This window comes from Schleiferilactobacillus shenzhenensis LY-73 (assembly GCF_000469325.1).
GTDB classification, from domain to species: Bacteria; Bacillota; Bacilli; order Lactobacillales; family Lactobacillaceae; genus Schleiferilactobacillus; species Schleiferilactobacillus shenzhenensis.
In genome coordinates this window covers 1-12,886 of sequence record NZ_KI271619.1, presented here as the reverse complement: position 1 = coordinate 12,886, position 12,886 = coordinate 1, and the positions used below count along the sequence as shown (strand labels likewise).

Genomic DNA, 12,886 nt, shown 5'->3' with positions numbered 1-12,886 from the left:
TATATAGATATATATACGTGCCGGCAGCCCCCCGCTTGAACAGCGGGGGCGTACCGGCTATTTTTGTGGAGTACCAAACCAAGAAAAATGGCGCAGCCCCCTCACGTGCACTGTGGGATCAAAATTCTGGAAGTTGGCCCCTACCCACCGGTTCCCGCAATGAGCTGGCAGGCAGATAGTGCACCCGGGGGGCTAGAAAGTGAGGACCACCATGTTAAAGAGCAAAGAACCAGCGATCCGCCCAGATTTTAACACAGTGCCTGAGGCAATGGCTTCCCTACCCGCGTGGAGTTTGTGGAGTGCAGAGCGGCGAGACTTAGGCGGCGGTAACGTTGAGTACAGCAAGGTAGCCAAGGCGATAGGTGGTGGCAATGCCCGCAGCAACCACCCAGAAGACTGGCACACATTAGCTGAGGTACAGGGTGCCTATGATCCGCAAAGACATGCCGGCGTGATGTTTCTGCTGACAAATAACCCGCTGCATCTCTGTGTGATGGACGTGGATCCGGAACCCGGGCACACGCTTCTGGACGTACTCGCCGCCGCCCCATTCCTGAAACCTCTGATGGACGCCGCCGCCGGCAGTGCCGAAACATCACCCAGTGGCAACGGCCTGCACTTCTGGTTTATCGCAGACCGGCCGGCGGATCTGCCCAACAAGAACGCAGTGGCAGACAAGAACGGTGAGAAAGTAGGCCTTGTGGAGTTCTACGGGTCTGGCGACACTAGGTACATGAGTTTCACAGGCCACAACAAGGCTGGCACGTTTGCAGCCCCACAGAACGTCTCTGAGACGTTTCAGAAGAGTGTTCAGCCATTTACCAACAGACACAGTAAAACAGCACAGAACGCATCTACGAGCCTCACAGAGGCAACTAACCCCTATCACCTCACTGTGGATGAAGTTCTCGCGGCAGCAACCCGTAGCAAGAGCGGCGAGACAATTAAGAAACTTCTGGCGGCGGATCCGGCATTACTGGACAGTTACCCCGGTGAACCCGGCCCCGGCCATCAGTCAGGCGGCGAGCAGGCTCTAATGAATTACCTGGCATTCTTCAGCGGTAAGGATCCGCACATCATGGATGAGATTTACCGGAACAGCCAGCTGTACCGCAGCAAATGGGATGAGAAACACCGTGCAGATGGGCGTACTTACGGTCAGAGCACCATTGACAAGGCCATACAGGGCCAGAGAGAAATTTACCGGCCTAAACAGCAGCAGGCAGCAGGGCAAGCCGCCGCCCCGTCTGTGGATCATGACAAGGTAGAACGCATCAAGCAGCAAGTGGCTCAGTTAAATACCGAGAAAACCACCATAGACCAAATTCCTGAAGAGTGGCTGCCGTTCATTGACCCCAAAACAAAGAGCCAGCTGTACGAAAACACTACCCCGCTAAAGCAGCTGGACGCCTTTTTCGACAAAGTTACAGCCAACACACCGGCCACCCCTACCGGTTTCAACCGGCTGGATAATGAACTGGATGGCGGCCTGTATGAAGGGCTGTACGTTGTGGGGGCGATCAGTTCGCTGGGGAAAACTACGCTGCTGCTACAGATTGCGGATCAGATTGCTGCCGGCGGCCATGATGTGCTGGTGTTCTCACTGGAAATGAGCCGGTACGAAATTATGGCAAAGACGCTGAGCCGGCTCACCTACACCCTGAATAAAGCAGAAGGCAAGTCGGATAAGTTTGCCAAGACGGTACGGGGCATTACAGATCAGCGCCGCTACATGGGTTATACGGACATTTACGGGAAAGAGTACCCACCCTACACTAAGTATGAAAACAAGCTGATAGGGACCGCTACAGCGGCGTACAAAGAGTTTGCTGGGCATGTGTTCATTCACGAAGGGGTGGGTAACATCGGCGTTGAACAGCTCAAAGAAATTGTGCAGGCCCATGAACAGGCCACAGGGAACCGCCCCGTTATCATTGTGGATTACTTGCAGATTCTGGCCCCCTATGACATACACGCCACAGACAAGCAGAACACAGATAAAGCCGTGTTGGAGTTAAAACGGTTGAGTCGGGACCACCACATACCCGTGCTGGCGATCAGCTCATTCAACCGAGAAAACTACAGCAAGGGCGTTAGCATGGTGAGCTTCAAGGAAAGCGGCGCGATTGAGTACAGTTCTGATGTGCTGATAGGGCTACAATTCACGGCCCAGAAGAAGGTGGACGAAGCCAACGCCAACAGAGCTAACAACGAGCCTATTCACGTGTTGGATATGGACGCCGAAAAGGCTAAGGAACCCCGGGAAGTGGATCTGAAAATACTGAAGAACCGGAACGGGAAAACGGGTGGATCAGTGTCGTTCAATTACTTTGCCCGTTTCAACGACTACGAAGAACGCAGTCACCTACAAGAGGTTAAAGATGAGTTCATAACAACGGACTACAGCCAGCTGAAGAAGAACACCAAGTACGTATGATTAAGCAAGGGCCGCCGGCGGGCGGCCTTTTTTATGTGTACAAAACACAGTATAATAAATGTATGCATAGAAATAATGATACAGGGGATGGATAACCTATGCATAAGCAGAGCGAACAGATCAGCCATTAGCGCCGCCCATATACGGTACTGGCAGGTGGCTGAGGCGGCGGGTATCTCTGCTGGCGCCCTTACCGTGTGGTTTAGAATGCCCCTCACGGTCTCACGCAAGCAGCTACCCCGGGTCGAAAGATCCAATCCCATTTACAAATCTCGGAACCGGTGGACGGGCTCGACTTCCGCAAAAATGTTTCGTTTTTCTCGCGCGAGGGGGGGTAGTTCAGTGATCTATGTGTTCTGGCAGTTCGTCGTTGATATGGGCAAGAGCCATTACGGCTTTAAGGTCGTTCGGAACGATCTAAAAAAATCGTCATCACTCACTCAACGGAAAATTCCGCTCAGTATATTGGTTATCGCATATCGCGACGACCGTACCTCAAGGTACACCTGTTCAATTTGCTGACTCAACTTACACCAGAAACGGCCTGTCAGCATCCGCTAAGGATACTCGTCTGCTGAGTACCCATATTCGTTATCCTCTCCATGGTCACCCCCCCGGGGGTAAAATTTTTGAAAGATGCTTTGCCACAAGACGACAGCTGGTGTGCGCTCCCCGTTTTATAAAAAAGTGGGGGGGCTATAATTGCGCGTAGGGTGTACCTGGAAGTACGGGCTTGTATGAAACTGGTCCTTTTGAAAGGCCTGCTTCCTACTGCGAGACGTGCCCAATTTCGCGCAGACGTTTCACTGCCAAAAAGTTCCGGGTGAGATGTGCCGAATTTTGGGCCGATTACTTGGCAGCCAACTTTTCGGCCACGAAATCTGCTATCGTTCAGAATGAGATCCAACATACCCCCTCCCCGGCAGGTTCTTCACTTTTTTGTGATAAATCCGTGAAGTCTTGTGCTGGGAGTCCGCCGCTACTTTTCGCCAAAATTGGGGAAAAGTCCCTACGCGATGCTACACGCAACAGCCACCGCCTGGCACTCTAATGCCGCCAGACGCCTGCTGAGTTGCCCTATTCTGCTACTCATGGTAGCGCCTCTCTGCTGTGATTAATATACACACTATATTCATCATGCGTAGTATAATTAAATTACCCAGTAATATACCTTGCTTAGCTACCGTACCGTCGGCGGGGTCTTTTTTTGCAGGTTGTTGCCAGCAAACGAGCCTGGCTGGGAAGTACCCTCTAGCCGTCAAAACTAGGCAGTATATGGAATTTAACGATATACTGGAATAACAGAGGGACGTGCCATGGGGCCGCTTGAGTGTCAAATCCGACTGTTGAGAGGACGGGGAGAAATTGAAGGATAGGACGTTTGGCTGGGTCCAAAATCCCAGCGACTTTCAGTCATTGCAACATACAGTACAAATATTTGATCCTGAATCAGATCATTATGCCCGTTTACGCGATCAACTCGTGCCGTCATATATCCCAAATGAGGGGGTCCGTGACAGTTTACAGGCAAAACTGAATAAAGGGGAAGCTGTGTTCACTTATGAGGAGCTGGTCGGCCACTCCCGTGATGCCAATAACAGACCGGCAAAAAGCCGAGCGGTGGCCGTAGCAGATGCCTTGATTCAAGTGTCGATTCCCAGCCAGCAAGCTCAGACAAACAACAAATATTGGACGGATAACTGGACGGCAGACGGCTTTTTGCGCTGGGCTGTATCGCTTAATTTCGTCCAGTTTGACCGTGATACAGATGAATACACGATCAGTCCGTTGGGGACCGAGCTGGCCCAAGTGGCCACTGAACCGGCCCGAGACGAGATTTTAAAAAAGGCCTTCCTGCGCTATCCGCCAGCCACCCGGGTATTATCCATCCTGGCCGGAGCGGCCGAGAACGGGCACCCGTGGAAAAACAAATTCGAGATCGGCCACGAACTGGGTTTTCTCGGTGAGCCTGGGTTCACGTCCTATAACAGCTCTTTAATGCTGGGCTTCTTGAAGCAAGCCAGTACCAGCAAAGAGGTCACGACGATTCGCGCCGATGTGGAGGGAACTGCTGATAAGTATGCCCGGATGATTGCCATGTGGCTGATCAAAGTGGGGTTTGTCGAAACCCGATCTCCCAAGATTGCACATCGGATATTGGGACCGGTCGGCGGCTTTATGGAATATCGAATCACGGGAGCCGGGCTGCACGCCATTCGGCAAGCACAAGGCAGCTCTAAAAATAATCGGGCAGCAAAATTCGTGATGTGGGAATTCTTTGCGACGACGGGCAAAAGTCGTGGTTACGTGCGCACGCGGCGGGCCCGGATCGTGCAATTATTGATGGCAACACCCACCAAGTCTTTTGACCGGCTGGTCGAGCAACTCCACGCCGAGAGCCTGACCGATGATCCGGCAATCATTACCAATGACCTGTGCGGGCTCAACCACATGGGAATCCGTGTTTACTTCGTCAGCGGCGGCAGCCAAGGCAGACAAGTCCAGTTGCGGGATACAATCCAGCCGTTCACCATTCCAACCGGTCAGCTGACGCAAAGCCAAGGCGACAAGGCCAGGGAGCAGCTTAAGGCCAAATTCTTGGCGAAAACGAACTTGCTGCCTCGGTATGTGGAATTGTTGGATATTGCCTACGACAGCAAGCGCAATCGCGACTTTGAAATGGTCACAGCGGAATTATTCAACTTCGCCTACCTTCTGCCGGCCGTTCACTTAGGCGGCGTACGCAAGCCGGACGCCTTGGTCGCCACCAAGAAATTCGGGATCATCGTGGATACGAAAGCCTATGCCAACGGCTATTCCCGCAATGCTAACCAAGCCGATGAGATGGCCCGCTATATTACGGAAAATCAGAAACGGGATCCTAAGACCAACCCGAACCGATGGTGGGATAACTTCGACGCCAGGATTCCGCCCAACGCTTATTACTTCTTGTGGGTCAGCAGCTTCTTCACCGGCCAGTTTGACGATCAATTGTCCTATACGGCGCACCGGACCAACACCCACGGCGGAGCGTTGAACGTGGAACAGCTGCTCATTGGTGCCAACATGATCCAAACCGGCCAACTGGACCGGAACAAGTTGCCGGAGTATATGCAGGACAAAGAGATCACCTTCGGGACCATCTGAAAATAGACCCTAAGTGCATGCCAGTCGTGCACTTTTTTGATAGCTTTGTGCCGGGGAGTGTGGTAAAGTTCAATCAGCAGGATGTAATAGGATGTGAGAAAATGCGATTCATTGGCAGTAAGGCTCGTTTACTGACCCAGATAAACGAATTTTTGATGCCCAAATTGGATGGTACCGAGCAGAGTTTCACGGACCTGTTCAGCGGTTCCGGTGTGGTCAGTCAATATTTCAAAGACCGGTTCAAAATCACCAGCAACGACTTGATGTACTTCTCCTACGTGATCGCCCGGGCCACCGTGCAACTCAATCACGTGCCGACGTATGCCAAGCTGGCCCAAGTTGGGATTGCCGATCCGTTCAAATATCTGCAATCCAAGGATTTGACTGGAGACCAAGGCGGTTATGTGACGGATAACTTTTCCCCAGCGGGGGCGGCGGGGCGCATGTATTTTCAGACCCAAAACGCTATCCGGATCGACTTCGTGCGGGAGCAGATCGAGCAGTGGTTCCACGCTGGTCTAATCGACGATGACGGCTACTACTACTTGCTGGATGCTCTCATTCAAGGCATCCCGTTCGTTTCCAATATTACCGGGACTTACGGCGCTTATCTGAAACGGTGGGACAGGCGCTCATACAAGCCCTTGACCTTGATCCCCAGCAGTGTGGTCGACAATGAGTCGGCCAATTCCGCTTTACAAGAAGACGCCTTGCAACTGATCCGGCATTCATCCGGCGACATCGTGTATATCGACCCACCGTACAATGCCCGCCAGTATGCGCCGAATTACCACGTGCTGGAAACAATCGCCCGCTGGGACAAACCGGTCCTGCACGGTGTAACCGGCCAGCGGGACTATCAAGACGAAAAATCGACCTTTGCCATGAAGTCCAAAGTGACGGCGGCCATGCGGGACCTGTTCGGCCATCTCAACTTCAAACACGTGGTGGTAAGTTATTCAACGGACGGGCTCATACCCGAGGCGGAGCTGCACCAGCTTTTGGCCGATAACGCGGTCAACGGAGAGGTGACGGTGAAACGGATGCCCTATCGTAAATACAAGTCAAAGATCGTCAACCCTAAGACCCAAGTCGAAGAGCTTCTCTTTTATTTTCGGAGCAAGCACTACGTCAATCCGACCGGCACCGGTCAGCCTGACAAGAAAGTCGTGGCCAGTCAGCCGGTCAGCCGGGGCGGGTACATCAAAAGCCCCCTGAATTACATCGGCGGGAAGTATAAGCTGTTACCCCAGATCATGCCGATTTTTCCGAACCATGTAGATACGTTTGTGGACCTGTTCAGCGGCGGTGGCAACGTGGGAATCAACGCCGACGCCCATCACGTGGTGTTTAACGACATCAACACCAAGATCAACGGTTTGTTTCGGTATTTTCAAGGCAAGGATCCTGACTATCTGATTGCTGAGATCCGAGCCCGGATTGCCAAATACCAGCTCAGCAAGACGAATCAAGCGGGATTCTTGCAGTACCGCAAAGACTATAACGCCGACCCGCACCCAATCGACCTGTACACGTTGGTCGCATACAGTTTCAACTACCAATTCAGGTTCAACAACGAATTACAGTACAACAATCCCTTTGGCCGGAACCGGAGCCATTTCTCGGAACGTATGGCAGAAAATTTACGACGATTCGTCAATCGGCTCAACACCATCGATGCCACGTTCACCGACCAATATTTCAACCAAATCGACCTGACCGGACTTGGAACTGATTCCCTTGTCTATGCTGACCCCCCTTATCTGATTACTACGGGGTCTTACAATGACGGTAACCGGGGATTCGTCAACTGGACGCAGGAACAGGATAAACAACTATTTGCTTTTCTGGACGGACTTGATCAACGCCAGATTAAGTTTGCCTTATCCAACGTGACGGAACACAAAGGCCGGACCAACGACGCCCTGATTACATGGTCCCAGAAATACCATACACATTATCTGAGCTACGACTACAGCAATTCTTCACACAACACCAAGCATCAAGGAAGTTGTGAAGTCCTGATTACCAACTATTGAACGTCGCGGAATATGGCTCTGGTTGTAACGTTATAACCCCTTGACTGTTTTAGCTTATCCAGCGCATTCTCCACCCGTTGCCGACGACGAGCTGTAAGAGACGTTCTGGGGTGTTCCCGCAGTAATTATAATTTGCCAGTAACACACGTGCGCAGCGCTGATGGCTACTCTGCTTAGGTTCATTCCCAAATTGTCAAGGCAAGTACAGTGAAGGCCTAAGGAAGAGGAATGGTCTGGCAGTCCTGCTTCTTCCGGGCCCTCTCCCCCTCAGGGCCCGGAAAATTTTTCCGCGGTTTTTTCACCCCAACGCGCAGGCAGATGATCTGGCGGAACGGATTGAAAAGCTCGGACAAATGAACAGGGACCAGCAGGCCATATAGTGATACCCCCGGCGTATTTTACGGGGGTTTCTTTATGCCTGAACGCAGAACGGACGTTCTCTTTTTCACGCGATAAATCTTAACAATTTTTCAGGTGACCGTTACCATTATTATGGTGTATAATGTGTGTATAGCAATTATGGTGTGTAATGTGTGTATAGCAATTATGGCGTATAAGGGGGTATGGCAATGAACAACCTGATTCAGCAAGACCAAAGCAATATGCCGGAGGTGAACGTTACCCCAGATCTATTTGCCCAGTTCGTGGCCTACATTGATGCTTCAGAAAACACCGTAAAGACATACACCCGGGCACTACGGCAGTGGGGTAAGTGGATGCAGGCCAACGGTGTGCAGCAGCCTCAACGGGCGGATGTGCTGGCCTATAAAGAACAGCTCAAAGAAGACCACAAGGCTACCACCGTGCAGAATTACATCATCGCTCTACGGCAATTCTTCAATTGGACTGAGGCCCAGCGGCTGTACCCCAATATTGCCAAGGGCATCAAAGGCGCTAAGATGAGCAACGACTTCAAGAAGGACTATCTCAGCGCTCGCCAAGCGGCTACAGTGCTGGCCGATATTTCCAAAAACTCAGAGCGCGGCCTGCGTGATTATGCCATCATCTCCCTAATGCTCACCGGCGGCCTGAGAACAATTGAGGTCAGCCGAGCTAACATTGAAGACATGCACACCGAGGGCGAGGCTACTGTGTTGTTCCTGCAAGGCAAGGGCCGGGATGACCGCACCGAGTACGTGAAGATTATTCCACAGGTGGAAGATGCCATCCGGGCTTATCTCAAAGTACGTGGATCCGCTGAAGACACCGCCCCGTTGTTTGCCAGCACTAGCAACAACAATGAAGGTGGCCGGATGACCACCCGCAGCATCTCAGGCATCGCCAAGAATTCACTACGCCGGGCAGGGTTCGACAGTTCCCGGCTCACCGCGCATAGCCTCAGACACACAGCAGCCACTCTGAACCTGCTAAACGGTGGATCACTGGAAGAAACACAGCAACTGCTTCGGCACCGCAATCTGAATACCACAATGGTTTATCTGCATCACCTGAAGCGAGCCAAGAACCAGAGCGAGGCCCGCATAGGCAATGCAATCTTCAAGCACTAGCAGCACAACACATTACTGGGGGTATTCTCATGGCACACATATTAGCCGTGGTGAACCAAAAAGGCGGCGTAGGCAAGAGCACCACCGCGCAAACAATAGGCAACTGGCTCAGCCAGCGAGGCGATCCGGTTCTATTCGTGGATCTGGATCCGCAAGGCAATCTCACCTATGCACTGGGGGCGGATGCCTCAGAAGTCGCTTCTGGCGCATTTCAGATGCTTGTGAACCAAGAACCGGCCAGTACGGCCATCACCAAGACGGCACAAGGGGATTTAATTGCTTCCACCCCGGAACTGGTGCAACTAGATCAGTTACTTGCTGGTAAACACGGCCGAGAAAGCAGACTGAAGAACGCCCTTACCCCTGTGGATTCTGCATACCGCTACATTATTCTGGACACGCCGCCGGCCCTAGGCAGCGCCGTAGTGAACGCCCTCACCGCCGCCAGCACGGTGGTAGTACCCACACAGGCAGACATCTTCAGTTTGCAGGGACTGGGCCAGCTCAGCGGCACAATCAGCACTGTACAGCAATACAGCAACCCCGGCTTAACTATCGCCGGCATCCTAATCACCCGGTACAATCGCCGCACCTTACTCAGCAAGCAGATCACTGAGATGCTAGACAACACGGCGTCTCAGCTACACACCAAGGTGTTCAGCAGCCGGATCCGGGAAGCGGTAGCCATCAAAGAGGCACAGGCACTGCGCACTGATGTTGTGGTTTATGCCAAGGGTTCCCGGGTGGCCGGCGACATTGACAGCTTCATGCATGAATTACTCAAAGAGAGGTAATGGATTATGGCAAAGAAAAACGCCCTAGCGGGCATCAAGAACCCCGCCACCACACCAGCAGCAGCTTCATTCATTTCAGAAGCAGATACCGAGAAACGTCCCGGCCGGCCAGCCAGTAAAGGTGAAACCAAGAGCCGGCGCACCAACATCCTATTCAAGCCCAGCACCTACGAAGACTTGCAGACGCTGGCGCTGCTGAAACGGACCAGCGTTAACGAACTATTGAACCAGTTAGCAGAAGAGGCCGTGGCACAGAACCGCTCAGACATTGACCGCTTCAACAATGACTTCTGAAGGGGGGCGACGGATATGACCAGCAACAGCGACTTCATGGCCTATGCAGAATATGCAATGTGGAACAATCGGGTACCCAAAGACCAGCGGGAAGCCGTTATCCGTTCCCTGTACAATCTGCTGGACATGTACACCCCGGATCAGATGGTTCAGATATTTCAAGAAGACCTGAAGAAATACGGGGACAAATAGCCTACTTCTGCAAATTATGATTAGCAGAAGTTGAAACGGGCCGGCGGCGATCACTATAATCCGGGCCAGTGCTGAGAGAGGCCCTCAGCGGCGTTCTAACAACATTCAGCCCACAGGTAGGTGTAGGGCTAGAAACAGCGAGGCGGCAGCAATGGACAAGACAAAACCGGTTGAGTACGACAAGAAACGCTTACACTGGTTTCTGAAGTACTATTCTGAAATGCCATTCAAAGAAGCGGTGTACGAGATGGAAATGTATTTATTCATCGCCCGTACACAGTCAGATGCCAGCGTGGCAAAAGAAGATGCCCTGTTCTCAGATAGCGACTGGCAGGACTTTATGATAGCTGAAAACAAGATACTTGAAGCAGCAGTAACGCAGATTTCCGAAAAGTATTTTGGCAGCGTAGAAGCAGCCAAGAAAGCCATGAAGAGCCCAAAGTTCATCATGCACGTGGCACTAGGCAAAAAGGGTGGGGATTCGCAGTTCAACGACGAACTGGACGACCTTCAGCAGTACATGAGCTCCACCCGTAGCTATTTTGAAGAGTTGTCAAAAAGCCTTTCGGTACTGCATGACAGCCGGCTTCAGTTTGAGTATGCCAACTTAGCAAACGCATGGAAGCTGGCGTACATGATGGCTACGTACCGCTTGAACGATACACTGCAAAAACTGGGCGGCGACACCGCAACACTCGAAATGGAAGATATAAACACCCTCGAAGGAATAGACAATGGCCAAATTTCCAATCTCATTGCCAACACCACCGCCGTATCTGAAAACCAAAGAAGAGCCGCGGCGTGGTATCAATTTCTTCAGCTGCTGAGCGAACGTCTACACACAACCGCAGTGGATAGCCTCGCTTCCACAGTGATAGAAAATGATGGCGTTCTGGAACGGATTACACGGGAAGGCATTCTGTTACAGCAACGTGTGGCCCAGTGGAAAGTGCCGGCCCAGCACCAGAAACTGAAGACATCACTACTAAAAGCCATAAAAGACGCACAAGCCTTAGAGCACACAGACTACCGCACAGACGAAGCCACCATAGAACGGGTTCGTGAAACGCTAGGAAAAATGCAGATGATGGACATTCACAGTAACGTTAGTGTTCTGTACCAAGACATGGTGAAGGACACACATAAGGTCAAGGGGTGATCCGGATGGCTGAGAAAAAACAAGTATGGCAACACCCAGCGGCACCGGAAACACCCGTAGAGAAACTGCAGCCCGCCCCCATTTCCAGTGAAGCATTTCCGGATACTGCCTCAAAGATCGCTGCAACCTTCACATCTCCCGATATGCCAGTATTAAATGCCATTAAGCAGGTGGAAATATCGAACACGAAGGCGGAGAATGCACTACTGAGAAAACCATTCAGCAGCTGGATCAGCAAAGATATACCCGGGGTTGACGTCGCTTCTACTAAGGACAAGCAACTGGGCAGGCATATCCCCGTGGATATGATCGTATCTCTGCCCTCTGGGGCATCACTACCACAGGGTTATGATCTGGGGGCAACAGATTCCACCATCTTAAACGCTGCCAGCACTCTTTCACAATTCACCCCCGTATTCACCATAGCTCAGCTAGTAAACGTAATGAACGGTGACGCGGTGTACTCAGAAGTGAAGCCAACCACCCAAAAAGAAATTCTAGACCGTGTGAAGTACATGGCGTCCATTCGTATCACCATCAAGGCCGCCGCCCACCAAAAATATAACGCTGAAAAACGTAGCCGGCCCCAGTTAGAACATTCAACATTCACTGGTTTCTTGCTACCAGCTAACATATGGGAAGATGGTATATCTGGAGAAACTTACATCCGCTTGCTACAGCAACCACCGCTGTACACCTACGCCAAAGAAACGAGACAAATAATTACCGAGAAATACGAGATGATGGACCTAACCCACGTGGGGACGAAGAAGAGCCCCATCCGCTACATGACCCCTCAGGTACGCAACATCCGTGATTTCTTCTTACGGGAAATCAACCGGATCAGTAAACAGAACAAGGTAAGTGGCACTGGGCCGGTTCTCTACGAAAGTGTGTACACCTACCTGCTGAAAGATCCATACGGAACGTTCGACATCACAAAGAAGCCTAGCAAGCAACGTGTTAACCAGAACATTGCCCGGGTGCTAGATGTTTTTGTAGGAAAAGGGAAGCTGATTTCATGGAAGCCTGAACCCAAAGGGCGCAAAAAATTGTACAGAATTGTGCTACAGTTGCCATAATTATTATGTGTATGTTATTCATCTTGTGTATTATATGTCTACACCCTACAATTGCATACTTGCACCCCACAATTGCATACTTGCACCCCACAATTGCATACCTAAACTTTGCCAAAATATCGCTGTACCCTTTACCCCACAGGGGATAGGACCAACTGTACCAATTCCATGTAGGTATATATAGATATATATACGTGCCGGCAGCCCCCCGCTTGAACAGCGGGGGCGTACCGG

The 12,886-nt window shown here is 51.6% G+C and carries 9 protein-coding genes; all 9 read left to right on the top strand.

The genetic code is table 11. The features are described from left to right. Positions 1 to 211 precede the first annotated feature (211 nt). The 9 genes from L248_RS14480 to L248_RS14445 all read left to right on the top strand — a co-directional run bounded on the left by L248_RS14480 (position 212) and on the right by L248_RS14445 (position 12,652). The gene (locus tag L248_RS14480) at positions 212 to 2,437 is read left to right on the top strand and encodes a phage NrS-1 polymerase family protein (protein ID WP_040537085.1); all 2,226 of its coding nucleotides are present in this window, start codon (positions 212 to 214) and stop codon (positions 2,435 to 2,437) included. Between the two features lie 1,365 nt (positions 2,438 to 3,802). Next, complete coding sequence (locus L248_RS14475) at positions 3,803 to 5,584, top strand: restriction endonuclease FokI recognition domain-containing protein (RefSeq protein WP_040537084.1); 1,782 nt, start codon at positions 3,803 to 3,805, stop codon at positions 5,582 to 5,584. Between the two features lie 101 nt (positions 5,585 to 5,685). Next, positions 5,686 to 7,623 (top strand): Dam family site-specific DNA-(adenine-N6)-methyltransferase, encoded by a 1,938-nt coding sequence (locus L248_RS14470; protein WP_022531013.1) that lies wholly within the window; start codon positions 5,686 to 5,688, stop codon positions 7,621 to 7,623. A 569-nt stretch (positions 7,624 to 8,192) separates the two neighbouring features. Continuing rightward, positions 8,193 to 9,131 (top strand): tyrosine-type recombinase/integrase, encoded by a 939-nt coding sequence (locus L248_RS14465; RefSeq protein ID WP_245585318.1) that lies wholly within the window; start codon positions 8,193 to 8,195, stop codon positions 9,129 to 9,131. Positions 9,132 to 9,160: 29 nt separating this feature from the next. Beyond that, positions 9,161 to 9,925 carry a ParA family protein gene (locus tag L248_RS14460; RefSeq protein WP_040537083.1) on the top strand — a complete coding sequence of 255 codons (765 nt, stop codon included), beginning with the start codon at positions 9,161 to 9,163 and terminating at the stop codon, positions 9,923 to 9,925. A 6-nt stretch (positions 9,926 to 9,931) separates the two neighbouring features. Continuing rightward, entirely contained in the window at positions 9,932 to 10,219 is a 288-nt protein-coding gene (locus tag L248_RS14455; RefSeq protein ID WP_022531010.1) for a hypothetical protein, read from the top strand. Positions 10,220 to 10,234: 15 nt separating this feature from the next. Next, complete coding sequence (locus L248_RS15990; RefSeq protein WP_022531009.1) at positions 10,235 to 10,411, top strand: hypothetical protein; 177 nt, start codon at positions 10,235 to 10,237, stop codon at positions 10,409 to 10,411. 151 nt (positions 10,412 to 10,562) lie between these two features. Then, positions 10,563 to 11,570, top strand: a complete 1,008-nt coding sequence (locus tag L248_RS14450) for a hypothetical protein (RefSeq protein ID WP_022531008.1) — start codon at positions 10,563 to 10,565, stop codon at positions 11,568 to 11,570. A 5-nt stretch (positions 11,571 to 11,575) separates the two neighbouring features. Continuing rightward, positions 11,576 to 12,652 carry a hypothetical protein gene (locus L248_RS14445; RefSeq protein WP_022531007.1) on the top strand — a complete coding sequence of 359 codons (1,077 nt, stop codon included), beginning with the start codon at positions 11,576 to 11,578 and terminating at the stop codon, positions 12,650 to 12,652. Positions 12,653 to 12,886 lie beyond the last annotated feature (234 nt).